This is a genomic window from Desulfoferula mesophila, assembly GCF_037076455.1.
Taxonomy (GTDB): Bacteria; Desulfobacterota; Desulfarculia; order Desulfarculales; family Desulfarculaceae; genus Desulfoferula; species Desulfoferula mesophila.
The window spans coordinates 354,845-378,787 of the sequence record NZ_AP028679.1 but is presented as its reverse complement, the minus strand read 5'-3'; the positions used below and the strand labels follow the sequence as shown (position 1 = coordinate 378,787).

Annotated in this window: 18 protein-coding genes and 1 tRNA gene; 15 read left to right on the top strand and 4 right to left on the bottom strand. The window is 62.2% G+C overall.

The annotated features are described in order from the left end of the window. The first annotated feature begins 49 nt into the window (after positions 1-49). The 8 genes from AACH32_RS01720 to AACH32_RS01685 all read left to right on the top strand — a co-directional run bounded on the left by AACH32_RS01720 (position 50) and on the right by AACH32_RS01685 (position 10,393). Positions 50-541 carry a DUF6538 domain-containing protein gene (locus AACH32_RS01720; protein ID WP_338604819.1) on the top strand — a complete coding sequence of 164 codons (492 nt, stop codon included), beginning with the start codon at positions 50-52 and terminating at the stop codon, positions 539-541. After that, entirely contained in the window at positions 478-1,977 is a 1,500-nt protein-coding gene (gene istA / locus AACH32_RS01715; protein WP_338599205.1) for an IS21 family transposase, read from the top strand. Before AACH32_RS01720 ends, istA begins: the two co-directional genes overlap by 64 nt. Further along, positions 1,974-2,750, top strand: coding sequence for an IS21-like element helper ATPase IstB (istB, locus tag AACH32_RS01710; RefSeq protein ID WP_338598784.1), 777 nt, complete (start codon positions 1,974-1,976; stop codon positions 2,748-2,750). The genes istA and istB overlap by 4 nt, the downstream gene beginning before the upstream one ends. Before the next feature lie 191 nt (positions 2,751-2,941). Next, on the top strand, positions 2,942-3,292 hold the full coding sequence (locus AACH32_RS01705; protein WP_338604817.1) for a hypothetical protein: 351 nt from the start codon (positions 2,942-2,944) through the stop codon (positions 3,290-3,292). Between the two features lie 681 nt (positions 3,293-3,973). Beyond that, positions 3,974-6,694 (top strand): PAS domain-containing sensor histidine kinase, encoded by a 2,721-nt coding sequence (locus AACH32_RS01700; protein WP_338604815.1) that lies wholly within the window; start codon positions 3,974-3,976, stop codon positions 6,692-6,694. A gap of 228 nt (positions 6,695-6,922) precedes the next feature. Then, positions 6,923-8,038 (top strand): hypothetical protein, encoded by a 1,116-nt coding sequence (locus AACH32_RS01695; protein WP_338604813.1) that lies wholly within the window; start codon positions 6,923-6,925, stop codon positions 8,036-8,038. A gap of 139 nt (positions 8,039-8,177) precedes the next feature. Beyond that, positions 8,178-9,788: an ATP-binding protein gene (locus tag AACH32_RS01690; RefSeq protein WP_338604810.1), complete on the top strand. Its 1,611-nt coding sequence runs from the start codon at positions 8,178-8,180 to the stop codon at positions 9,786-9,788. 290 nt (positions 9,789-10,078) lie between these two features. Further along, positions 10,079-10,393, top strand: a complete 315-nt coding sequence (locus AACH32_RS01685) for a hypothetical protein (protein WP_338604807.1) — start codon at positions 10,079-10,081, stop codon at positions 10,391-10,393. A gap of 586 nt (positions 10,394-10,979) precedes the next feature. Here AACH32_RS01685 and AACH32_RS01680 read toward each other — a convergent pair. The 4 genes from AACH32_RS01680 to AACH32_RS01665 form a co-directional block, all read right to left on the bottom strand. Beyond that, positions 10,980-12,824, bottom strand: coding sequence for an APC family permease (locus AACH32_RS01680; RefSeq protein WP_338604804.1), 1,845 nt, complete (start codon positions 12,822-12,824; stop codon positions 10,980-10,982). Positions 12,825-12,959: 135 nt separating this feature from the next. Next, complete coding sequence (gene aroF / locus AACH32_RS01675) at positions 12,960-14,030, bottom strand: 3-deoxy-7-phosphoheptulonate synthase (protein WP_338604802.1); 1,071 nt, start codon at positions 14,028-14,030, stop codon at positions 12,960-12,962. Positions 14,031-14,137: 107 nt separating this feature from the next. Continuing rightward, positions 14,138-14,275: a hypothetical protein gene (locus AACH32_RS01670; RefSeq protein WP_338604800.1), complete on the bottom strand. Its 138-nt coding sequence runs from the start codon at positions 14,273-14,275 to the stop codon at positions 14,138-14,140. 127 nt (positions 14,276-14,402) lie between these two features. Further along, a complete protein-coding gene (locus AACH32_RS01665; protein ID WP_338604797.1) occupies positions 14,403-15,110 on the bottom strand; it encodes an RluA family pseudouridine synthase in 708 nt (235 codons plus the stop codon). A 225-nt stretch (positions 15,111-15,335) separates the two neighbouring features. On the opposite strand from AACH32_RS01665, the gene mrcB reads away from it, so the two are divergent. The 7 genes from mrcB to AACH32_RS01630 all read left to right on the top strand — a co-directional run bounded on the left by mrcB (position 15,336) and on the right by AACH32_RS01630 (position 23,910). Then, positions 15,336-17,804: a penicillin-binding protein 1B gene (mrcB, locus tag AACH32_RS01660; protein WP_338604795.1), complete on the top strand. Its 2,469-nt coding sequence runs from the start codon at positions 15,336-15,338 to the stop codon at positions 17,802-17,804. Continuing rightward, on the top strand, positions 17,804-18,238 hold the full coding sequence (locus tag AACH32_RS01655) for a tetratricopeptide repeat protein (protein ID WP_338604792.1): 435 nt from the start codon (positions 17,804-17,806) through the stop codon (positions 18,236-18,238). Before mrcB ends, AACH32_RS01655 begins: the two co-directional genes overlap by 1 nt. A 249-nt stretch (positions 18,239-18,487) precedes the next feature. Beyond that, positions 18,488-19,030 (top strand): HEAT repeat domain-containing protein, encoded by a 543-nt coding sequence (locus AACH32_RS01650; protein ID WP_338604789.1) that lies wholly within the window; start codon positions 18,488-18,490, stop codon positions 19,028-19,030. 145 nt (positions 19,031-19,175) lie between these two features. Beyond that, on the top strand, positions 19,176-22,259 hold the full coding sequence (locus AACH32_RS01645) for a glycosyltransferase family 39 protein (protein ID WP_338604787.1): 3,084 nt from the start codon (positions 19,176-19,178) through the stop codon (positions 22,257-22,259). A 2-nt stretch (positions 22,260-22,261) separates the two neighbouring features. Continuing rightward, entirely contained in the window at positions 22,262-22,438 is a 177-nt protein-coding gene (locus AACH32_RS01640) for a hypothetical protein (RefSeq protein WP_338604785.1), read from the top strand. A 99-nt stretch (positions 22,439-22,537) separates the two neighbouring features. Then, the gene (locus AACH32_RS01635; protein WP_338604783.1) at positions 22,538-23,707 is read left to right on the top strand and encodes a pyridoxal phosphate-dependent aminotransferase; all 1,170 of its coding nucleotides are present in this window, start codon (positions 22,538-22,540) and stop codon (positions 23,705-23,707) included. A gap of 109 nt (positions 23,708-23,816) precedes the next feature. Beyond that, positions 23,817-23,910, top strand: a tRNA-Ser gene (locus AACH32_RS01630). Positions 23,911-23,943: the final 33 nt, after the last annotated feature.

The window sequence follows — 23,943 nt, the reverse complement described above, 5'->3', positions numbered from 1 at the left end:
AGGCACTTCTCCAGTTGCGCTGTTCCAGGAAACTGTTACAGTGGAGGTTATGGAGAAGATGCCTGGACACCCCCGTCTTTACCGTCGAGGCGCGGTCTATTACCACCGTGCAGCCATCCCCGTCGATATCAAGGATACCTACCCGAAGGCTGAAGAAACTTTCTCGCTAGGGACCAAGGACTACAACGAAGCGCTCAAGCGCGTCCGTATTGCGGCCGTGGAGATAGACAGGCGCTTCGATCAGCACCGCCACAAGCTTCAACAGCAGGCCAGCGCTCCCATCCTCGATGAGCTGACCGAATTCCAGATCAAGCAGCTCGGGAGATGTAAATGGCGGTCCAAAAGCGAGACGATTTTAGTGGCGGTTGAAAACCGTGACACATTGATTCAGTTTTCTTCAGGTGTTTTGGTGCGATGGAGGCCATGGTGGCTTCCAGGCCAGGACTCTCTGGAGGAGCGGAAGGGGTGTACACGGACATGGATCAATGGGCCCGGATCAGACTTGAGTTGCGCGATGGCCAGGCGAGCAAGCGCGAGTTAATGCGTAGAGAGGGCATCCATTGGGATACCCTGCAAAAGATTCAGAATTTTCCCGAGCCTCCCGGATACCGGCTCAGCACCCCCCGAGCCAAGCCCAAGCTTGGCCCCTACCTTGAGTTGATCGCCCGGATCATAAAAGAGGACAAAAAGGTTCCCAAGAAGCAAAGGCACACGGCCACGCGCATATATCACCGCATCAAGGAGGCGGGTTATCAGGGCAAGTACACCCAGGTAAAGGAGGCGGTGCGCGCAATCAAGCGCGTGAGCCAGGAGGTGTACATGCCCCTGGTCCATCGTCCCGGCGAGGCGCAGGTGGACTTTGGCTATGCCCTGGCCAAGGTTTCCGGGGAGCTTCGCAAGATAGCGCTTTTTATCATGGCCTTGCCGTACTCCGATGCCTTTTTCGTGGCGGCCTTCGACAAGGAGTGCAGCGAGAGCTACTGGGAAGGGCATGCCAGGGCGTTCGAGTTTTTCGGTGGGGTGCCCCACCGGATCAGTTACGACAATAGCAAGGTCCTGGTTTCCAAGATCATAGGGCCTCATGAGCGCAAGCTGACCGATGGTTTTCTCAAGCTGCAGAGCCATTACCTTTTTCGGGAGCATTTTTGTCGGGTGCGGCGTCCAAACGAGAAGGGCGTGGTGGAAGGGGTGGTCAAGTACGCCCGGCAGAATTTTTTGGTGCCAGTGCCCCAGGTGAAGGACCTGGCCGAGCTCAATGCCATGCTTTTAAGGCAGTGCCGCGACGACATGAAGCGCCGTTTGCGTGGCAAGGGCGGTAGCAAGGCCGAGGTTTTGCAGGAAGACCAGACAGCCTTTGTCCCCCTGCCTCCCTCCCGCTTCGATGCCTGCCGCAAACAGCCTACCCGGGCCAATTCATTGTCCCTGGTCCGCTTCGACGACAATGACTACTCGGTGCCGGTGGCTTGTGCCCACCATGAAATTGTGGCCAAGGGCTATGTGGATCGGGTGGTGCTCTGCCACCATGACGTGGTGGTGGCCCGCCACTCCCGATCCTGGGGCAAGGAAGGGGTGTTTTTCGACTACCGGCATTATCTGCCCTTGCTGGAGCGCAAGCCTGGCTCCCTGGACCACGCCCGCCCCCTGGCTGACCTAGATCTGTCTGAGTGCTTTGAGGTCTTGAGGCGGCGGCTGGTGGCCGGGGAAGACATGCCTGGCCAGGGCACCCGTAAATACATAAAGGTCCTACGTTTGCTGGAGGACCACTCCATGGCCAGACTGAAGCGGGCGGTGGAGCAGGCATTGTACGCGGGAGCCTATGCCCCGGAGGCCATTGTCCACCTGCTGGAGCCGCCATCATCAGGGCCCGCGGCCACCTTCCTGCTGGACGGTCGTGAGCACCTGGGCCGAGTGAGCGTGGCCGGGCCCGATATCACAGTCTATGACTCCCTCCTCGCGCAGGGAGGGGCGCTGTCATGAAGGACCAGGACAAACCCACCGTGCTCTTGGAGTACCACCTCAAAAAGCTGAAGCTGCCCACCATTCTCCGGGAATACGCGGCCATGGCCAAGGTCTGCAGCCAAGACCGCTCCGATTACATGACCTACCTGCTGCGCCTGACCGAGCGGGAGCTTCTGGACCGCGAGAAGCGGGCAGCCGAAAGGCGCATCAAGCAAGCCGCCTTTCCGGTGATCAAGACCATGGACACCTTTGATTTCAAGGCACAGCCCTCCATCAATCAGCAGCTGGTCAGGGAGCTGATGAGGGGCGAGTACATCGCCAAAAAGGAAAACGTGCTCCTGATCGGAAACTCCGGCACCGGCAAGACCCACCTGGCCAGCGCCATGGCCTTTGCGGCCTGCGCCCAGGGAAGCAAGGTGAAATTCTACAGCGCCACCGCCCTGGTCACAGAGCTCATGGAATGCCGCGAGGAAAGACGTCTGCAACGCCTGCAGAAACAGCTCCAGCGCCTACACCTGCTGGTCATCGATGAACTGGGCTATGTGCCCTTCTCCAAGATAGGCGCTCAAATGCTATTCGAGGTGGTGGGTAGGGCATATGAACAACAAAGCCTCATGATCACCACCAATCTCCCTTTCCAGCAATGGACGGAGGTCTTCGGCTCCGAAAGACTCACCGGTGCACTGCTGGACAGACTGACCCATAGGTGCCACATCATCGAGGCCAATGGAGAAAGCTACCGGCTCCGCCAAGCCAAAAGACGATCCCAGGCAAAGCCCAAAACCAACTAAGGCAAGATCATGATTGACAGCATGAACAACAGGACTATATCTCTAAAACAAGTGTCACGGTTTTAGACCGCCAACTGTCCCGCACTTACTCCGCCATTCACACCAAGGAACGCGCCAAGGCGCTCTGGGCCAGGCTGAGAGCTTCTGAGGTAGACCCCCGCCTCCCTGTGGCCGCCTGGCTGGCTGTGGAGATGGTCCTTCGAGATGACCCCCAGGCAGAGCTGAAGCCCGAGTACAAACGTGTCCAGGCCGCCAAAATCGTTCACCGCATGGCCAGCGGGACACACAAGCGCTGGGAGCGCGAAAAGCCCCACCCCCTGCATCACGGCTTGCCCCCTATCAAGGAGGTCGAGGAGAAGCTCTGGTATCCGAAGAGCCGAGGACGGGTGCTGCGGCATATCGGGGGGGACCTGGAGGAGGCGGTGGAGTTGCTGGTGGATCACCGGCTGGAAGAGATCAGGGAGTTCAAGAAGCAGCGGAACGAGAAGGGGGCTTATGCCAGCTCGCCCTACCCCAAAGGTATTGTCGCAAGGCACCACTAATGAGCCAGTCTGTCCTTGAAACTGTTACAGTGAGGTGTTACATTACGGGTCAGCGCGACAAGGATAAGTGGCTGATTTTATGGCGCTTGGGTGGTTGATCGCGAAAATCCCACCCTCTCCGCCACTTCAAACGATGCGAGGAGCCGGTCCCAGGGGCCGGCTCCTTTTTTCATTGGCGGGGGGTCCCGGGGTATCTCTGGTCCAGTTTCAAATAATCGGATGCCGTTTCAGAGCCCCTCGCGCAATGGTTTGCCTTGACGCGCGTTGCAAGCGGCCCACCCCCAGGATGGCGACCTGGCGCAGCCTCCCCGGCCACGGGACAAGCCGCGATCGACGCGGTTGGGCCCACGTGGATGCCTGGTTTCCCAAGCTTGGCGTGGTGGCGCGGTTATTGGCATGATGCGCCCGGCGAAAGTCGGTTGATTTGGTTTGGGGGAGCGGTTATCATGAGAAACCTCATCGCTTTTAATTCGCATCAGGCTTAATACACCAGTTGTTTCAGCGAATTGCCCGCCAGGTCATTGTGGGTTGTCGCGACAAGTTACGGGCGCATCAAGAAATAACGCAAGATATAGAAAAACGGTACACGCACCGCCGGCCTCATGTTTTGAGGACGGATGCGTTTTGGAAAGCGGCTAAATTGCATATTTGTTTCATGTTTAATTTGTATAGGTATATTCGATGACTGACCAAACTAAACCCACAAATTTGGACCCAAACGCCTTACTCGTCATTATGGGGGAGACTGATAAATTGGCGCACACTGGTGGGTGGGAGTGGGACATATCCAAGGACACCTGGACGTTCTCAGCCAACTGGCTCCGCTTGCATGGCTGCTCCCAGCCTCAGTTGGCCACAGCCGATCTGATCATGATCGCGCACCCTGACGATCGAGGTGATATTCAAAAGGCTTTTGACAGGACGATCGCAGAAAAAGTCGACTATAACATTAAGCACAGAATAATTCGTCAGGACGACGGAGCGGAAAGAATCATACTCGCCTCCGGAAAACTGATATTGGATGATCAGGGCAATCCCGCGAAAATGTTCGGGGCGGCTCAAGATATTACCGAACAAGATAAAATCAACAGGGAAATAGTGATCCGTGAGAAAAATTACCAGAGTTTGGCTGATAATGTGCCGGGCGTGGTGGTTAAATACAAACGCAATAAAGACGGCATGGACGAGATAATTTACATCAGCAAAGGCGTTGAGGATATTTTTGAAGTTTCACAGGATGACGCCTCCGGCAACCTCGATTTGCTATGGGGACGCGTTCACGAGGACGACCTGATAAAATGCGTTGAAGCCGTAAAAGCCTCCGCCGAAAATCTCTCGATAGTAGAGCAGGAAGCCCGCCTCAAACTTCCCGGAGGCAGGACAAAGTGGCTGTACGCGCGTGGCGTTCCCTTGCTACAGGAAGATGGCAGCGTTGTCTGGGATGGCATAGGCCTGGATATCACTGAGAAGAAGCAAAAAGAGTTAGAGCTGCGACAAAGTCTGACATTCAACAAGGCGATCATCGATAGCAGCCTGGACTGTATTAACACTCTTGATTTGAACGGCAATTTGCTCTTCATGAGCCGAGGCGGCCAACTATTGTTGGAAATTGACGATATAGAGCAGTATCTGAATAAATCCTGGACGGCCTTTTGGAAAGGCCAGGACCAGCCAAAGGCCCAACAGGCTATCCAGTCGGCGAAAGCGGGCCGCGTCGGCTCCTTTGAGGGATACTTCCCCACCTGCAAGGGAACCCCAAAATGGTGGAGTGTAATTATTTCACCCATCCTGGACGACGAGGGCGGCGTGCGCGAGCTTTTGTCCGTGTCTCGTGATATCACCGAGCGAATAAACGCTGAAAAAGGCTTGCGGCAGAGATCGCAACTCCTCGAGCGCGTCACCGAAAAAATGTTCGACATGGTTACGCTGGCCGATCTGAATGGAACCTACACTTTTGCCGGAAAGTCCCACGAGAGAATCATGGGATATAAAGCGTCCGATTTGCTCGGTAACCATATCACGAGGTTAGTTCACCCTGACGACCTGCCAGGGGTTGAAGCGGAGCTGAAATCCCTGCTGGAGGCAGGAGGTTCAAGGACCGCCCAATACAGGTATAGGCACAAATCCGGACATTATTTGTGGCTTGAAAGCATCGGGGAACTTTTGCTGGACGACGACAACAACCCTTTTGAAATGATTTTCAGCACCAGGGACATCACAGAGCATAAAAAGGCGGAAGCCCTATTAAAAGAAAACGAAAAGCGTTACAAAAGCGCCCAACGCATGGGGAATGTGGGCAACTGGGAATATGATATAGCGAACGAAACCTTTTGGGGGTCAGACCAGGCCAAGCGCATTTATGGATTTGACCTGGATAATGGCCGGTTCACCGTGGACGAAGTGGAAAACTGTATCCCGGAAAGGAATAAAGTTCACCAGGCGCTGATAGATTTGATCGATTCCGACGTCCCGTATGATCTCGAATTCGACATCCAACCGTTATCAACAACTGAAATCAGGACGATTCGATCCATAGCGGAGGTCGAAAGAGACGATTCAGGTTCGCCTGTAAAAGTTAGCGGTGTCATCCAAGATATCACGCAACAGAAACAATCCTTGAAACAAAAGATGCGACTTGAAAGGATGCTCGTCCAGGCCCAAAAGGCACAAGCCCTTGGCACGTTGGCTGGTGGTATCGCCCATGAGTTCAACAACATCCTGGCTGTCATCATGGGCTATGCGGATTTGGTCAGGGACGACGCGACTGATGGCAAGATCAATCTGCCAGATATCGACAGAATTTTGGAGGCAACCGACCGGGCCAAGGAAATAGTGCAACGCATTTTGTATTTCAGCCACCAGGCCAATTATAATTTCAAGCCGCTCAACGTCAACCGGCCGCTGATGGCCGCGGTGGATCTCCTCAAAACAACCTTGCCCGACAACACCCACATTCATCTGGAGTTGTCGGAAAAAATCACCCCCGTTATGAGCGATGCGCTTCAGATAGAACAAGTTGTCATGAATCTTGGGACTAATGCCCGGGACGCCATGCCCGACGGAGGCACCATCACTATTGCCACCGGCCGGCAGCACGTGTCGGGCCTGATGTGCCAAGCTTGTGGGAAGCCCTTTTCCGGAGACTATGTGGTTATCTCGGTCACCGACACCGGCGAGGGCATGGCCGAGGAGACTTTGGATAGAGTTTTCGAACCATTTTTCACCACCAAAGAAGTGGGCAAGGGTAGCGGCCTGGGGCTGGCCGTTGTATTTGGGATCGTCAGATCGCACGACGGGCATCTCACCTGCACCAGCGAGCCCGGCAAAGGCACCAAGATCAGTATTTACTTTCTCCCGGCCGAAGGCATGGTCGAATTTGCCGAGAAAGACGGCCGGGAATAGGCAATCAGAGGGGTTGGAGCCGCAAAAAATTCCATCAACACCCCCGACATTACCGGTAACCAAATAGCGTCTTTTTGACCATGCCTCCGGATCACCACCCGCGACATATCGCCAAATCATTTTAACCCCGGCAAGCCGGCAAAAACCTCTCCACGCCACGGTTTATACTCCCGGGCGAAAGGTGTCCTGAAAAGGCAATAACACGCACCTCCTTTGTTGGGAAACCAAATGGCCGCCGATCAGACTACATCGTTAGTTTGGCTATGGATATTGCAGATAGCCTGGTGGTTGGCGACCATGCTGCCCCTGGCCGCGGCCGGTTTTTTCATAACCTTGGGCTTGAGGTATTTACATAGACGAGCCCTAGCAATCGAAGCGAAACCGGTTGATTCCACCCCCGGTGGATTGCCGGAAATATTCCGTGATAAATTTTCCCATCAGGTCCTGGGCCAGTCCATGCTTTTGGTCATCTTCGGCGGCTTGGCTTTGGCCGGCATGGCGGGCTTGTTTTTGCAAATGTTGATCCGGCCCGCAGTGCAGAGCGCGGTTGAAACGCAAGGGATCACTTCTGAAAATGCGCCTGTTCCTCGCGACACGGGGCCGTCCCTTGACCTTATTTTTCTTTTGGCTCTTATCGTTGGGGCGGTGACCTTAGGCCTAGCAATTTATACGTACCGTTATTTTCGTAGGCGGGCCGAAGTAGTAGCAGGTTTGTATCATGGGCGGGAGGCCCAAAGACCGCTCATCGTTCGCTGGTTCCATGACAGTAAAACAATCGGCATAGTGCTATTAGTTATTGGCGGTTGGCTTTGCTTTGGCATGATCATGCAGGTGGTGGGGTTTATCTTGGTAGCCATCCCTTGGCCCGCCAGTCTTGTGAATGTCTCGGTTCCTTGGGCTACGGATGCGATGATATGGATTTTGGGTATAGCCGGTGTCGTCATCTTTTTGCTGGTCCTGTCACCAGCGATTTGGATGAGTGTAAGGCATTTCAAAATGGACATGGGCTATTACCAGAGTAATCGTGCCTACAGGAGAGCGGTAAATATTATTTGCGCATTTGGGGCCGCCCCCATAGGCGGTCTGCTCTTTATCATGCTCTTGGGCCGCCTGGGCATCGCACCCCTAACCGGCCGGATGTTTGATTTCATTCCCGGCATCTGGCTGCTGTCCTATTTAATCGCCTATGTCGCCGCTATTTTAATTCAGGTATTTCTGACAGCTAATAAGAAGCGAAGGTTTTCCTTGATTAACATTGGCATTGCTTTTTTGGCGGCCTTTCCTGGCGCTGTACTGATCTTTATCCCTCTGTCATCGTTATTTTCTGATATGTTATTTCAATGATTCTAGCCAGTTGTCTGAAAAATTCGGCTTGCGGCCAGTCGCCGGGCCTGGGGCGACGGGAAACTTCCTTGTCCAAATATGGCTAAAATGGTAGACGAAGCTAACTGCTCCCTCGTTTACCCGAAAGGAAAAATAGGCCATGGATCAGCAGACATCTTTGGAGATCGGACAAGTCATTTCCGTCGCCGGTTCCAAGGTAACCGGGATCATGGTCAAACACAGCGATGCCCAACAAACGGAGCAGGCGGCCAACGCCACCCAGGTGGGCTCCATCGTCACCATAAAAACGCCGTCTTCCCTGGTGTTCGGCGTCTTGGCCAGCCTCACCACCCAGGACCCTTCCTATCCGTTTTCCTCCGATCAAACCCGGATCACCGAAATAGACCTGGTGGGGGAGTCCCTGCGACAGGACGAGGCGGGGAATTTGATCTTTCAGCGGGGCGTGTCGATCTATCCGGGGTTGGGAGCCACCATCCTGTCCACCACCTCACGGGATCTGGCCCAGATCTACGCCCAGCCATCCAAACCGTCCATAAAGGTAGGGGCGCTGCGCCAAGACCTTTCGCAGCCGGCCTATCTCAAGGTCGACGAACTCGTGGGCAAGCATTTCGCCATTCTGGGTCATAGCGGCACCGGCAAATCCTGCGCCATCACCCTGCTCCTGAGGACAATTTTCGATGACTACCCCGATGGTCATGTGGTCATGTTTGACCCGCATGACGAGTACACCAAGACCTTTGGGGACAGAGCGGAGGTCATCACTCCCGACAATCTTCAGCTGCCATATTGGCTGCTCAACTTCGAGGAGATTACCGAGGCGTTGTGCAGTCATGAACCGGGAAACCGGGAGGTGGAGGCTCCCCTGCTCAAAGAGGCGATCATCGAGGCCAAGAAAGCCTATATGGAAAGAAACGGGGAGAGAATACCCTTCACCGTGGACACGCCGATTCCCTATCACCTGAACAAGGTGGTGGAGCATCTGAACGCCGCGATGGGACGGCTCAACCGGACTGAGAAGCCGCAGGCCTATCAACGGATCATCTACCGAATCGAGAGCCTGAAGCAGGACAGCCGGTACCGCTTCATGTTTTTCAATACCAACGTGCATGATTCCATGGGCGACATACTCTCGCGCCTGTTGCGGATGCCGGGGGAAAACAAGCCGATCAGCATCATAGGCTTGGCCGGCATGCCCTCGGAGATCGTGGACGTGGTGGTTTCCCTGCTATGCCGCATGATCTTCGATTTCGCCGTGTGGGGCGATAAAGAGCGCTCGGTTCCCATCCTGATGATCTGCGAAGAGGCGCACCGCTACGCCCCCCACGACCCGGATCTGGGCTTCGCCCCCACCAGGCGGGCCATCTCCCGCATCGCCAAGGAAGGCCGCAAGTACGGGGTGTCCCTGGGCCTGGTCACCCAGCGGCCCTCGGAAATCTCCGAAATGATCATTTCTCAGTGCAGCACCCTGTTCATAATGCGCATGAGCACCGAGTACGACCAGAATTTCGTGGCCCACGTATTGCCGGAGACCGCCGCCGGCCTGCTCCTGGCGCTGCCGGTGCTGCGCACCCAGGAGGCCATCGCGGTGGGCGAGGCGGTCAACTTCCCGATGATGATTTATTTTGAAGCCCTCGACTCCGAATACCGCCCCAGCAGCGACACCAGGAGCGTCTCCCAGGGGTGGCTTGAGGAGCAGGCCGACCGGGAGCTGGTGGACCGAACCATCGAGCGGTGGCGCAACCAAAAGTGATCCTTCTGGCGGCGCCGACCGGTTCAGGGGCATAGCGGGAAGCGGGCTTGGCCGAGATATAGCTGCCTTGATGGTGAGTTAGAGCGTTGGGCTCGTAAGGGGATGTCCCGCGTCCCGCCCTAAAGCGATAAGGGAAGCCGGCCCAGCGGGCCGGCTCCCTTTTTGGGCGGACGGCGCCAAACCGGTGAACGCCACCCGTGAATTTTAAAAAAATAGCTTAGCCGCCGCGGGCGGCTATGCTACCTCGATGACAGGATAGCTATTTCCGGACAAGCACAGGGAGCGCAACCATGAATAAAAAGCTGATCTTGCTGATAACCTTCTTGGCCTTCGCGGCCGGCCTGGCGGGCGGGACGGCGGGCAGTCAACTGGTTCTGGCCAAGGAATTCAAAATCATCAAGGGCCAGGAGTTCCAGCTCCTGGACGCCCAAGGCAATACCAGAAGCACCCTCAGCCTCACCAGCAAGGGCTACATGTTCCTGGCGGTGCACGACAACACGGGAAAAATCACCGATTCCGTGGTGGTGACCCCTGAACTCATCAAGAGTTCCCAAAAAACGGCCAACACCCTGGAAAAACTGCACGACATGTTCAACAAGAAGTAGACATGACGCCTAGCCCATGGACCCGGCGGGGACGAGGCGGCCACGCTTGCCCGGCCGCGTGAATATGCACTATACTGTTGGAATTATAAAAAGGAGACGCCATGTCCCCCAAAAAGCAATACGATAAGCCCCAACTGACCTCTCACGAAAGTCTCACGCAAGTCACCGCCGGCAGAGACGGTTCGGAGAGGTAATTATAATCCGCTTGTGGACTTGGGACGTGGGCTAGGTTGACCAACTTGGCGTTTGGCCGGTTCGCGGCCGCGCTTGCCTTGCCGATTTAAAATGCCCTGCACTATGCGAACACGAAAAGGAGACGCCATGACCAGCAAGAAGGAATACGACAAGCCCCAACTGACCACCCACGAAAGTCTCGCGCAAGTCACCGCCGGCAGAGACGGTTCGCAAGTTATAGATTAGCGGGCCAAAATCCCCCCCCACCTCCAACCAGCGGGGCGGGGCCTAGCCTGATCACGGTGGCCCTAGGGCTTGGCCAAGCGGATTGCCTTGGCGCTTCGCCTATGGACCGGCGCAACTGTTTTAAGACCCTGCGGGTTTGCCCGTTGGGCCTTTTTATGGGCGGCGCTCAGATGGTGCAGGTGCGCTGGCGCTTGGCGATGAGCATGATGTCCCGCAGCCGGGCGGCGTCCTGGGCCGTGTCCCACTGGTCGGCGAAGGCGGGGTTGCCGGCGGTCTGGGCGATGGCCGCCAAGGTGCTCAGATAAGCCCCCCGGTTGTCCGGGCTGAAGAGCACCACGAACATGGCCGAGCAGGGAGCCTGGCCGGGGTTCAGGGCCACCGGGGGCGCCAGCCGGGCCATGATCAACTCCACCTGGCCCGAGCCCGGCAGGGCCGCGTCGCTGATGGCCACGCCGGGCACCAACTCGGTGGCCTGGGCCATCTGGTGTTTTTTCAGGGCCTGGCCCAGCCACAAGGCGTCCAGGCCGAAGCGGCGCGCGCCGGCCAGGGCGACGCGGGCCAACACCTCGTCGCCGCTTTGCGCGCCCGCCACCTCGATCACCTCGGCCCGCTGCACCGCCTGGTCGAACTCGTCCCAGCAAAGCTGGTCCCGCTCGCGCACGATGCCCCGCAACTCCTCTTCCAGGCCGCCGTTGACCAGATCGCGGTCGGTGATGCGCCGCACCAGGTGCATCAGGGCGTACTCGCGCTCGTAGCGGATGCGGCCGTAGAGCCAATAAAAGGCCAAGCCCCCCAGCACCAGCACCAGGCTGATGATCAGGGCCTGCCAGCCCATCTCCAACAGCAGGATGACGAACCCGATGGCGCCCGCGATCTGCAGCCAGGGATAGCCCGGGGCGCGGAAGCGGGGGCGGTAATTGGTGAGCCGGGATTCGCGCAACACGATCACGCACAGGTTGGCCGCCAGGTAGGTGAGGATGAGCACCGAGGAAGCGGCCTTGACCAGGATCTCCAACTCCAGGAACAGGGAGCCGAAGACAAAGGCGCCGGTGACCAGGATGGCCACGTGAGGGGAGCCGAAACGCTCATGGATGCGGCTGAGCGCCCGGGGGGCCAGGCCGTCGCGCCCCAGGGCCAGCAAATAGCGCGAGGCCGACATGATGCCCGCCCCGGCGGTGCTGGCAAAGGCGGCGGCCGCGGCCAGGCCCATCACCAGGGCCCCCAGGCCGCCCGCGAAAACCCGGGCCCCGTCGGAGATGGGGGTGAGGGAGTGGTCCAGCTCCGCCGCTCCCAACACCCCGCTGGTGACGAAAACCATGGCCACGTAGAAAAGGCCCACCACCAACAGGGACAGGATCATGGCCTTGGGCACGGTCCGGCCGGGGTCCTTGATCTCTTCGGCCACCGAGGCGACCTTGAGCAGGCCGCCGTAGGAGACGAACACCACCCCCGCGGTGGAGAGCACCGCTCCGATGCCCTGGGGCGCGAAGGGCTCGAAGCGGGCCCACTGGATGGAGCCGAAGCCGGTTAGCACGTAAAGCAGCATCAACGACAGCAGCGTCACTACCAGGATCACCTGGAGCAACCCGGCCTTCTCGGCCCCCAAAAGGTTGATGGCCACGAAGACCAGGCACAGGAAAAGCGCCGCCCAAAGGGGGTTGAGGCCCAGCAAGGGCTGGATGAAAGCGCCCATGCCCACCAGGGCGAAGGCGCTCTTCAAGGACAGGGAGAACCAGGAGAGCAGGCCGGTGACCGCCCCCGCCGCCGGGCCCAGGGTCCGGGCGATGAAGAAATAATCCCCGCCCGCCTTGGGCATGGCGGTGATTACCTCGGCCACGCTGAGCATGCCGGTGCAGGCCAGGCACCCGGCCAGGAGGTAGCTGAAAATCACCGCCGGTCCGGCCAGGGCATGGGCCAGCCCGGGCAACACGAAGATGCCCGAACTGATCATGGCCCCGCTGGCGATGCAGAAGACGGTGAACAGGCCCAGGCCGTTTTTGTTATCCAACATCAGTCAGTTTTCGCGCCGGATCGAGCAGGCGCCCCTATTCCGGGTGGTTAACGAGCCCTTTGCCTCATCAAAATTATAACCCATTTCAGGCTGAGAATCCCCGCTCTCCCCGGGGGAGGCCTTGCCCGGCTCTCCCTAGCCGGCCATGGCCGCCAGCCCGCCGTACTTGGCCGCCTGGGCGGCGCTCAGGGCGTTACGCATCCGGTGGATGTCGGCGGCCAGGGGCACCAGGGCGGCGAACTCCTGGTTGAGGCTCTGGGCCCCGTCGCACAAGGCCTTTTCCGGCTGATGGTGCACCTCCACCATCAGGCCGTCGGCCCCGGCGGCCATGCCGGCCAGGCCCAGGTCCCCCACCAGCTCGCGCACCCCGGTGCCGTGGCTGGGGTCCACGATCACCGGCAAATGGTAGTGGTGCTTGAGGTAGGAGACGTTGTTCAGGTTGAGCACGTTGCGGTGCACCCGGTCCGCGGTCTTGTCCCCCCGCTCGCACAGGATCACCTGGGGGTTGCCCTCGTAGAGCCTGAGCGCCGCGCCCAACAGCTCGTTCAAGGACACGTGGTCGCCGCGCTTGAGCAGCACCGGCTTGGGATTGGGCACCTGGCTCAGGGCGTCCAGGAAGGTGTAGTTCAGGCAGTTGCGCGCCCCCACCTGCCAGATGTCGATGTCGTATTCCACGAACAGGGGGATGTCGCGGGCGTCCATTATCTCCGAGATCACCGGCAGGCCCACCGCCTCGCGGGCCTCGGCCAAGAGCTTGAGGCCCTCCTCGCCCAGGCCCTGGAAGCTGCGGTGGATGGTGCGTGGCTTGAAGGCGCCGCCCCGGAGGATGTTGGCCCCGGCCCGGGCCACCAGCTCGGCGGTCCGGAAAAGCTGCTCGCGGCTCTCGATGGCGCAGGGCCCGGCGATGACGCTCAGATCCCGGCCCAGGCAATGCCCGCCCCGAAGCTCGATCAGGGTGTCGTCGGGGTGGAACTGGCGCGAGAGCTCCTTGAAGGGATCGGAGATGCGGTGCACCGTGAGCACGTAGTCCAGGGCCTGATACTTGTCCAAATCCAGCTTGCCCGCGTCGCCCTTGACGCCCACCAGCGTATAGGTGTCCCCGGAAAAGATATCCAGCCGCTCCCGGGGAACCCCGTCCTGGGCCAGATGGGACACGATTTTTTCCAGTCCGCTTTTTCCCGCGCTCGCCTTCAGTTGAATGATCATTTTCCTCTTCCTTGTTCTTGGCCGCTCAGGGCCCCGCCGTCTTCGGCCAAATAAAAAACCCACCGTCCGGAGACGGTGGGTGCTGCTGATTTAGGGCGTGTTAGATGCTAGGCCTTACGCGCTCCATGCAAGCTCACCGTCCCGGTGGCGGGGGCGTAATAATAATAATAGCCGAACACGTAGGCGCGGGGACGCCCGCCGATGGCGGCGTCTAGGCTCTTAAATTGTCCCCGCTGGTGGTTCATGCTTCACTCTTCGCGTTATGCGGCCTGATCTATACTTTCATCTATAGACGCAAAAGCGGCTTTTGGCAAGCACCGTCTTTGGGGCGGGGCAAAGGCTCCCCGGCGCCTTTGGGCCCCGGCGAGGCCGCTAGATGGCCACGAAGGATTTGAAGAAAGCGGGGGGCTGGGTCTCGAAGGTCATCTTCTCATGGGTGTAGGGATGGGTGATGGTCAGCGAGGCCGCGTGCAGGGCCAGCTTCCTGGCCCCCCGGCTCTTTTCCCCGTAGACCTTGTCACCCACCACGGGATGGCCTTTTTCCGCGAAATGGACCCGGATCTGGTTCTTGCGGCCGGTGAGCAGCTCGATTTCCAACAGGGTGTAGCTCTTGGATTCCTTCACCACCCGAAACCCGGTCTTGGCCAGCTTGCCCTTGGCCGGGTCGGCCACGGAATACACCCGGTGGGCGCGGTTTTCCGCCAGGTATGAGCTGATAACCCCCTCCTTCTCCGGCAGGGTCCCCTGCACCACGGCATAGTATTTCTTGGAGAACTCCGGCCACCGGTCCTGCAGATAGCGTTTGGCGTCCTCGGTTTTGGCGAAAACCAGGACCCCGGAGGTGTCCCGGTCCAACCGGTGCACGATGAACACCCGGTTTTTGGATTTTAGATTCCCTTTCCTCACGTAGTCGGTCAGAAGAAAATAGGCGGTGTTCTCCCGGATTTTTTCCGTGCCGATGGTCAAGAGGCCGCCGATCTTATCCACCACCAGGATGTCCTGGTCTTCATAGAGTATGGTCAGCCCCCTGGGCTGATACCTTTTGGGGGGCCTTTTGAATTCCTTGCGGTTTTCCGCCATGGTGGTTGCCCAACTAGACTGAAGGTTTGACCGGCTATTGCGCCAAGCGGGGCGAAAAGCTTCCTCTCCGGCAGTATACGCCACTCCCCGGGCTTTGCCCCGTTTGGCCTCCGGTCGCCGCCGGGTGCGCACCGCATCGCGGGCCGATCCGGTGTAGACTTGGCCTAGGCAGGTACGCCCCGGGTCTTGGCCCGAGGCCCACGGCATACCCGGACCGGAAGACCCATGGCCAAACGCCCCGCCCCCAAAAAACCCGCGACCAAGGCAAAGCGCAAGACCGCGGCCAAAAGCAAGGCTCCCGCCGAGCGCAAGAGTCCCGCCAAGGCCAAGGCCAAAACCGCCAAGCGCAAGCCTACCAAGCGCAAGACGGCCAAGAAGCGCCGCTTCACCCTCAAGCGCCTGCTGGCCTATCTGGTGCTCATCGGTTTGCTGGCCGCCGCGGTCTTCACCCTCTACCTGGACGTCACGGTGCGCGCCCGCTTCGAGGGCAAGCGCTTCGCCCTGCCCGCCCGGGTCTACGCCAGGCCCCTGGAGCTATACCCCGGCCTGAAGCTGAGCCCCGAGGACATACGCCACGAGCTGGACCTGCTGCGCTACCGCCGGGCCGCGGACCCCGGCCAGCCGGGCTCCTACGCCTGGAACGGCTCCACCCTGGATTTGCGCACCCGGCCCTTTGTCTTCGGCGACGGCTCCCAGGCGGCCCTGTCGCTCCGGGTGGAGTTTAGGGGCGGCCGGGTGGCCGAGCTGTCCCAGCGCGGCCGGAATAAAGCGCTGGCCATCGCCCGCCTGGACCCGCCGCTCATCGGGGGCATCTACCCCGGCCGCAACGAGGACCGTATCCTGGTGCAGCTCAAGGACGCCCCGCAGTGGCTCATCGACGCCCTCATCGCCACCGAGGACCGCCGTTTCTACTCCCACTACGGCCTGGACCCGCTGGGCATCGCCCGGGCCCTGGTGGTCACCGTGGGGGGCGGCCGGGTGCAGGGGGGCAGCACCCTGACCCAGCAGCTGGCCAAGAACTTTTTCCTGACCCCCGAGCGCACCCTGCAACGCAAGTTCACCGAGATGGTGATGGCCCTGCTATTGGAGCTGCATTACTCCAAACAGGAGATACTGGAGACCTACCTCAACGAGGTTTACCTGGGCCAGGACGGCAACCGGGCCATCCACGGCTTCGGCCTGGCCGCCTCCTTCTACTTCGACAAGCCCCTGAACGAGCTCAGCGTGCCCCAGGCGGCCCTCTTGGTGGGCATGCTCAAGGGCCCCAGCTACTACAGCCCCCGCCGCCATCCCCAGCGGGCCCTGAAGCGGCGCAACCTGGTCTTGGAAGAGATGGCCCAGGATGGCAAGCTGAGCCCCAGGCAGTTGGCCCGGGCCCAGGCCGCGCCTCTGGGGGTGGTGGCGCGGCCGCCCAGCGGGGCCTCGCCCTACCCGGCCTTCTTGCAGCTGGTCTACCGCCAGCTCAAGCGCGACTACCGCGACGAGGACCTGCGCTCCGAGGGGCTGGGGATCATCACCACCCTGGATCCGGTGGCCCAGCGCGCCGCCGAGCGGGCCCTGAGCGGCCGCCTGGCCCGCCTGGAAAAGGACCGCCGCCTGAAAAGCGGCACCCTGCAGGGGGCGCTGGTCATCACCAGCACCCAAAACGCCGAGGTGCAGGCGGTGGTGGGCGGGCGCGATCCGCGCTTCGAGGGCTTCAACCGGGCCCTGGACGCCCAGCGCCCCATCGGCTCGCTCGTCAAGCCGGTGGTCTACCTCACCGCCTTGGAACACCCCCAGCGCTACACCCTGGCCACCCTGCTGGACGACAGCCCCCTGCTGCTCAAGCAAAAAGGCTCCGAGGACTACGCCCCCCAGAACTTTGACAAGCGCTTCCACGGCCGGGTGCCCCTGATCGATTGCCTGGTGCACTCCTACAACGTGCCCACGGTGCGCCTGGGCCTGGCGGTGGGCATCCCCCAGGTGCTGGACAACCTGCGGCGTTTGGGCGCCCGGAGCCCCCTGCCCGGCTTCGCCTCCAGCCTGCTGGGGGCGGGGGAGCTGGCGCCCCTGGAGGTGGCCCAGGTCTACCAGACCATCGCCGCCGGCGGCTTCCGCACCCCGCTGCGGGCCATCCGGGCGGTGCTCACCAGCCGGGGCGAGCCGCTCAAGCGCTACCCCCTCAAGGTGGAGCAGACCAGCGACCCGGCCGCCCTGTATTTGCTCACCACCGCCATGCAGGAGGTGGTGCGCCGGGGCACCGCCCGCTCGCTGGACCGCTACCTGCCCGCCTCGCTGGACATAGCGGGCAAGACCGGCACCACCGACGGGCTGCGCGACTCCTGGTTCGCGGGCTTCACCGGCGACCGCCTGGCCGTGGCCTGGGTGGGGCGCGACGACAACCGGCCCACCGGGCTTACCGGGGCCTCGGGAGCCATGGTAGTCTGGGGCCAGGCCCTGGCCGCCCTGGACCCCCAGCCCCTGGTGCCCACCCAGCCGGACAACGTGGCCTGGGCCTGGGTGGACCCGGCCTCGGGCCTGCTCAGCGCCCGGGGCTGCCCCGGAGCGATGAACCTGCCCTTTATCGCGGGCTCGGCCCCCACCAGACGGGCGGCCTGCGGCGGCTCCCTGGAGCAAAGCATGGAGGAGTTGGGCCAAGGCATGGAAAAGATGGGCACCAAAGTGAAGAGATGGTTTGAAAGGATTTTCGATTGATGAAGGCCTTGCGCTACGCCCTGGTTCTGTCCCTGGCCCTTTTCCTGGCCGCTTGCGCGGGCCCGTCCTACACCCCGCCGTCAACCCCGCCGCCCCCCACGGCCCAGGCCTCCGGCAACAGCGCGGTGCTGGCCCTCTTGGACCAGGCCAAAACCCAGGCCGCCGCCGGGCAGGACGCCTCGGCCGGAGCCACCCTGGAGCGGGCCCTGCGCATCGAGCCGCGCAATCCCTACCTCTGGCAGGAGCTGGCCCGGGTGCGTCTGGAGCAGGGCCAATACCGTCAGGCCGAAAACCTGGCCGCCAAATCCAACGCCCTGGCCCAGGGCGACCGCAGCCTCAAGGCCGCCAACTGGCGCATCATCGGCCAGGCCCGGGGCAAGCGGGGCGACCTCAAGGGGTCCCGGGCGGCCTTTGAAAAGGCCGAGCAACAATAATCGGCTTAGGGGCGCCGGGCGCCGCCGCCGAGCGCCTAGACAACCATTCGTTATCGCTACAATAATTATCCCATAGGGTGAAATACCCCCCTTGCCTGGGAATTTCCCGGCGGCCCAATGAGGCCGATCCCTCATTTACCCACCCCCTCATGTGCGTTAATTCTCAATACAAAGAGCCTGTTCTTCCGCCCCGGACACGGGAAGGAAGAGCCAGAACGCAAAGCAAATCTTTCCAAGGGGCCGGATGCAATGAAAAGCTTCATATTACGAAGCGGACTGCTGGCGGCCCTGTTATGCCTGATCCCCGCCCTGGCTGGGGCGGCCAGTGGGCATTCAGTGCCCCCCCATCTGCAAAATAAAATTACGGCGGTCTGCCAGGAGGCCGCCGCCAAGGGTCTCATGACTCCTGTCGCCCAAGAGGTGGACCGCAACACCTTGCTGGTACTTCTGACCGCACCCTGCAACCAGGTGCGCTGCGTGGCGGTCTACACCTTGGGCGACATCCGCGAAACCCGGGCCGTGGAGCCTCTCATTGCCTTGCTCAGCAACGAGGACCCCACCATCAGGCGCATAGCCGCCCATGCCTTAGGCAAGATCAACGATCCTAGGGCGGTTTACCCCCTGGCCTACCTGCTCAACAATCCTAACGAGCGGGTGATGGTCCGCTGCGCCGCCGCCTCGGCCATCGGGAGAATCTCTTGCGACCGGGCTTCGCGGATTCTTTTTGCCTCCTACCCCCGGACAAAAGGACGGGTGCATAACGTAATAGGCACGATGCTTAGCTCCCGTTAGGGGCCGTGGAAGTTGGCCGGTTCTCCCCCGAACCGGCAAAATGCCCCAAAGCGACAAGGGTCTCTCCTGGCGAGAGGCCCTTGTTTTTTGCCCTCAGCCCCATGGGGACAAGCCGGGGCGGGTTGTGCTACAAAAAACCATGCGCATGCCACTGCCTAAAAAGCTGGCCCGCCCGCCCTGGGCCGCCTTGGGCCCCGCCTGGCTGGCCGGGGGGCTCCTGGGGCTCAAGAGCCAGTTGTACTTCCTTAGCTGGGACGGCTGGGCCCAGGCCTGGCTGCGCCTGCCGGCCGGCCTTTTGGCCGGGGCCCTGCTGGGCGGGCTGTTGGCCTGGGGCCTGGACCGGCTGGGGGAGCGGCGCGAGGTCGGAGGGCCGTCGCCGGCCGCCTGGTCCCTCCTGGGGCTCGCCCCCTTGGCCTGGCTGGCCTGGGAAACCTTCTCCCGCCTGCCTCTCATGTGGCTGCTGCCCGCCGCGCTCCTGGCCCTGATGCTCGCCCGCCCCCTGGCCCTGTGGGCCGCTGGCTGGGCCCTGGCCGCCCTGACTCCGGCCTGGCTGCTGTTGTGGGGGGCCCTGGGGCCCGGCCCTCCGGTTTGGTTGGCGCCCACCTCCCTGCTGGGAGCCCTTTACTTCGTGGCCCTGGCCCGCCGCCTGGCCCTGGAACCCCAAGACGCCCGCCCGGCCATGCCCTGGGGCGGCCTGGCCCTGGCGGGCATCCTGGCCCTGGGCCTGGGGCTGCGCCTGGCCGGGGTGGCCCACGGCTGGCCCGATTTCCTCTCCCACGTGGACACCCCCAAGCAACTGGCCCTGCTGCCCGCCTTCATGCGCGGAGATTTGACCCCGCCCATGAGCTACCCCCTGGGCCACGTGTACCTCTACGCGGCCTTGGGACGGCTAAGCGCCTGGATTTTCTCACCTGATTCCCCTTGGCACCTTTGGGCCACGGGCGGCGAGGGCTGGCACGCCTACGTGCTTTTCGCCACCTGCCTGCAGGCCACCCTGGGGTCCTTGTTGCCCCTGCTGGGCTTTTTGGCGGCCCGTCGCCTCTGGGGCCTGGGGGCCGGTCTGTTGGCCGGATTGCTGCTGGCCCTGGACCCCCTGCAGCTCACCTATTCCCGCCAGCTCATGGGCGAGGTGCCCCAAACCCTGGCGGTGTGGCTGGCCTTTCTCTTCGCGGCGCGCATACTGCAAGAGGGCCGCTGGTGGGACTACCTCGTCGCCGGTCTGGCCGCCGGCGCGGCGGTGGCGGCCAAGGTCTACGGCGGCTACGTGATCATCCTGGCCCTGGCCGCCTGGGGCCTGCGCCGCCCCTGGGGAGGCTGGGCTCCGCTGATCACCTTGGGCCTGGGCCTGGTGCTGGGCTGCCTGCTGCTCTCGCCCCTGTTCTGGGTGGACCCGGCCCGCTGGTGGGCGGATCTCATGCAAATCGTCGCCAGTCAAAACCCGGCCGCCCAAAACCAGGACGCCCTGCTCAGCCTGACCTATGCCTGGGAGGCCCTGACCCGCCGGGTGGGCACGACCTGGCCGCTCTTGGCCGGGGCGGGCCTGTTCCTTTTGCTGCTGCGCCACAAAAAGGCCGACCTGTTGGCCCTGTTGGCCGCCCTGGCCGCCCTGGCCCTGGTCTGGGTGCGCCTGGGCTATCTGCGCGAGTGGGACCTGGTCAACCTCACCCCCTTCCTGGCCCTGCCCCTGGCCGCCCTGCTGGCCCTGGTGTTCCAGGCCTTCAGCGGCCGTCCCTGGCGGGGGGCGGTGCTGGGCCTGGTGGCCATCTTCCTGGTCTGGCAGGGCCTGTTGGCCCTGGGCGACGCCTGGCAGGCCCGCCTGCCCGCCACCGGCCAACTGGCCGGGCGCTGGGTGGCCAGGGTATTGGCCCCGGGGCAACTCATGGCCGGCGAGTACCCGGCGAGCAACGGCCGTTGGCTGACACCCGAGGTCTACCCCCGCTCCCACAAGTGGCTGCTGCGCGACGATCTGGGCGACCGGGGACGCCCCGAGGCGGCCGCGCTGGAGGTGCTGGCCCTGGAGCGCTTCTGGTGGCAGCCGCCCCCGCCCCAGGCCTGGCTGCGCCCGGTGCAGCTGTTCGCCGCGCGCAATTATTACTGGGAAAACCCGGAGATAGCCCTATACGTCCCGGCGATGCCCGACTATCAAAACCAGGTAATCCTGCCCCACGTGCGGGTGGACCTGCCCCAGCCCGCCTACCTCACCACCCCCTGGGCCCGCTCCCGGCCCCGGGATCTGTTGGTGGGCCGCCGCCTGGATCGCGGCCTGGGTTTCAAGCAGGACCTGTGGCTCATCAGCCCCCAATCGCCGGGGGAGATGACCTTCGCCGCCCTGGGGCGGGGCCGGGCCCGCCTGTTCTGGGCCCCGGAGCTGGGCCTGCCCCTGGACCTGGAGTGGGACCGCACCCTCAGCGGGCGGGTGCGCCCCTGGCCACGGCTGGTGCCCCCCCGGATCAGGGCCTACAAGCTGGAGGGCCGCCGCCACCCCGAGGGGGCCTTTGTGTGGGTGGGGCTGTTCCCCCAACCCGAGACCGCCCTGCCCCTCTTGTTGCGCCGGGGCGAGTGGAAGGCCATGGCCGATCTGGCCGCCCGCCTGGGGCCGGGGGCCCCGGCCGAGGCCCGGTTGATGGCCGTGGCCGCCCTCTTGGAAGCGGGCAAACGCCAGGCGGCCGAGGCGGCCCTGACTCGGCTGCGGGCCGAGCATCCCGGTTTCCTGGCCGCCTACCGCTCCTTGGCCCATGCGGGCGGCGGTCCGGCCCTGGCCGGGGCCCTGGGCAAGCTGAGCAACCTGCCCCCGGCCCTGCTGTATTGGGAGCGCCTGGAATGGCCCGATGGGGCGGGCGACCGGGGCTGGCCCCCGGCCAAGCTGGAGAGCACCCCCCAAGGCAGCCGCCTGACCCTCTCCCAGCCTTTCCTGCCCGGCCCGCTGCGCCTGAGGCTGGAGCTGGACGCTCCCCTGGAGGCCTCCGCCCGCCTGACGGTGCGCTCCCTGGGCTGGGACCACGCCGCCGTGCTGGCCCAGGTTCCCCTGGCGGCGGGCCAAAGCCAAGCGGAAATCGGCTTGCTGGTAAACCAGGGGCCGGTGTTCCTGGAGTTTAAGCTGGACGCGCCGGGCAACCGGATCAAGGCGCTACGCCTGGAGCCCGACCTGGGGGCCGAGTTCGCTTGGCGCTGGAGCGTGTTGGCCCCGCGCCTGGACGCCCTGGCCGCCTGGCGGCAAAGCAAGGAGTGAGCATGGAAGATATGCGCCCAACCATCAAAAGCCTGCAAGCGCGGGTGGAAGAGGCCTATCAGGTAATGCACAACGAAGGCCAGCCGCACCCCACCCAGGTGCTGGAAATCCTTCGCGGCGTGGTGCAGGCCCTGGGCCGGGTGGCCGAGGCCTGCCCCCGCCTGCAGGGCGAGCAATGATTGTTTTGCCTGAGGGGCGACTTTGAGATAGCCTTGCCTTTTACCCAGTAACTTCGCCGCGCCGCCGGGGCGGGCGGCCCAGGCGGGGAGTAGCGCGCTTTGAAGCCGGTCAATGAACTAACCTTGCGTTTCGGCGAATCGGTGATCCGGGGCATGAGCCGGGTCTGCGCCCAGCACGGCGGCATCAACCTGGCCCAGGGCTTCCCTGACTGGGACACCCCCGAGGAGGTCAAGGAGGCGGCCATTCGGGCCATCCAGGACGGCTACAACCAATACGCCGTTACCTGGGGCACCCCCAACCTGCGCCTGGCCATCGCCGACCGGGCCAGGGCCTACAACCACCTGGAGGTGGACCCCGAAAGCATGATCACCGTGACCTGCGGGGCCACCGAGGGCATGCTGGCCGCGCTCAAGGCCATCATCAACCCCGGCGACGAGATCGTGATCTTCGAGCCGTTTTATGAAAACTACGGCCCGGACACCCTGCTCTCCGGGGCCACTCCCCGCTACGTCACCCTGCGGCCCCCCCACTGGAGCTTCGACCCGGACGAGCTGGCCGCCGCCTTTGGCCCCAAGACCAAGGCCATCGTGGTCAACACCCCCAACAACCCCACCGGCAAGGTGTTTTCCCGCCAGGAGCTAACCACCATCGCCGAGCTGTGCCGCCGCTGGGACGCCTACCTGATCAACGACGAGATCTACGAGTACATTCTCTACGACGGCGAGGAGCACATCTCCCCCGCCGCCCTGCCGGGCATGGAGGATTTGGGCATCACCGTCAACTCCATGTCCAAGACCTTTTCGGCCACCGGCTGGCGGGTGGGCTGGGTCATCGCCCCGCCGGAGGTGACCACGGCGGTGCGCAAGGTGCACGACTTCCTCACCGTGGGCGCGGCCCATCCCCTGCAAGAGGCCTGCGCCGCCGGGCTTCGCCTGCCCGATTCCTATTACCAGGGCCTCAGCGGCTTGTATCTTGAGCGCCGCGACCAGCTCTTCGGGGTGCTGGAGGAACTGGGCTTCAACCCCAACCTGCCCAAGGGCGCCTATTACATCATCACCGAGGTGGCCCACCTCATGGAGCGCTACGGCTACGCCGACGACACGGCCATGGCCCTGAAGCTCATCGAGCTTACCGGGGTGGCCACGGTGCCCGGCTCCAGCTTTTACTCCCGGCCCGAACTGGGCCACACCCAGGTGCGCTTCTGCTTCTGCAAGAAGGCCGAGACCCTGGAACTGGCCGCTCAAGGCCTGCGCCGGCTGATGGACTGAGCCGGAGCAGATGCCAAACCCGGCGACCCGCCAAAAACCTTGGCTGCCCAGGTTGACATCCACCCGGCTTTCGGGTATCTCTGCCTTTACTTTGAATAACTAAGCATATGGAGAGATGACCGAGCTGGCCGAAGGTGCACGACTGGAAATCGTGTGTACGCCCAAAAGGTGTACCGAGGGTTCGAATCCCTCTCTCTCCGCCAGAGTTTCAAAGGCCGTAGCGCTACCCGCGTTGC

Excerpts from the sequence above, each read along its gene's own strand:
- AACH32_RS01720 (WP_338604819.1), top strand. The coding sequence starts at position 50 with ATGGAGAAGATGCCTGGACACCCCCGTCTTTACCGTCGAGGCGCGGTC.
- istA (WP_338599205.1), top strand. The coding sequence starts at position 478 with ATGGATCAATGGGCCCGGATCAGACTTGAGTTGCGCGATGGCCAGGCG.
- istB (WP_338598784.1), top strand. The coding sequence starts at position 1,974 with ATGAAGGACCAGGACAAACCCACCGTGCTCTTGGAGTACCACCTCAAA.
- AACH32_RS01705 (WP_338604817.1), top strand. The coding sequence starts at position 2,942 with ATGGTCCTTCGAGATGACCCCCAGGCAGAGCTGAAGCCCGAGTACAAA.
- AACH32_RS01700 (WP_338604815.1), top strand. The coding sequence starts at position 3,974 with ATGACTGACCAAACTAAACCCACAAATTTGGACCCAAACGCCTTACTC.
- AACH32_RS01695 (WP_338604813.1), top strand. The coding sequence starts at position 6,923 with ATGGCCGCCGATCAGACTACATCGTTAGTTTGGCTATGGATATTGCAG.
- AACH32_RS01690 (WP_338604810.1), top strand. The coding sequence starts at position 8,178 with ATGGATCAGCAGACATCTTTGGAGATCGGACAAGTCATTTCCGTCGCC.
- AACH32_RS01685 (WP_338604807.1), top strand. The coding sequence starts at position 10,079 with ATGAATAAAAAGCTGATCTTGCTGATAACCTTCTTGGCCTTCGCGGCC.
- AACH32_RS01680 (WP_338604804.1), bottom strand. The coding sequence starts at position 12,824 with ATGTTGGATAACAAAAACGGCCTGGGCCTGTTCACCGTCTTCTGCATC.
- aroF (WP_338604802.1), bottom strand. The coding sequence starts at position 14,030 with ATGATCATTCAACTGAAGGCGAGCGCGGGAAAAAGCGGACTGGAAAAA.
- AACH32_RS01670 (WP_338604800.1), bottom strand. The coding sequence starts at position 14,275 with ATGAACCACCAGCGGGGACAATTTAAGAGCCTAGACGCCGCCATCGGC.
- AACH32_RS01665 (WP_338604797.1), bottom strand. The coding sequence starts at position 15,110 with ATGGCGGAAAACCGCAAGGAATTCAAAAGGCCCCCCAAAAGGTATCAG.
- mrcB (WP_338604795.1), top strand. The coding sequence starts at position 15,336 with ATGGCCAAACGCCCCGCCCCCAAAAAACCCGCGACCAAGGCAAAGCGC.
- AACH32_RS01655 (WP_338604792.1), top strand. The coding sequence starts at position 17,804 with ATGAAGGCCTTGCGCTACGCCCTGGTTCTGTCCCTGGCCCTTTTCCTG.
- AACH32_RS01650 (WP_338604789.1), top strand. The coding sequence starts at position 18,488 with ATGAAAAGCTTCATATTACGAAGCGGACTGCTGGCGGCCCTGTTATGC.
- AACH32_RS01645 (WP_338604787.1), top strand. The coding sequence starts at position 19,176 with ATGCCACTGCCTAAAAAGCTGGCCCGCCCGCCCTGGGCCGCCTTGGGC.
- AACH32_RS01640 (WP_338604785.1), top strand. The coding sequence starts at position 22,262 with ATGGAAGATATGCGCCCAACCATCAAAAGCCTGCAAGCGCGGGTGGAA.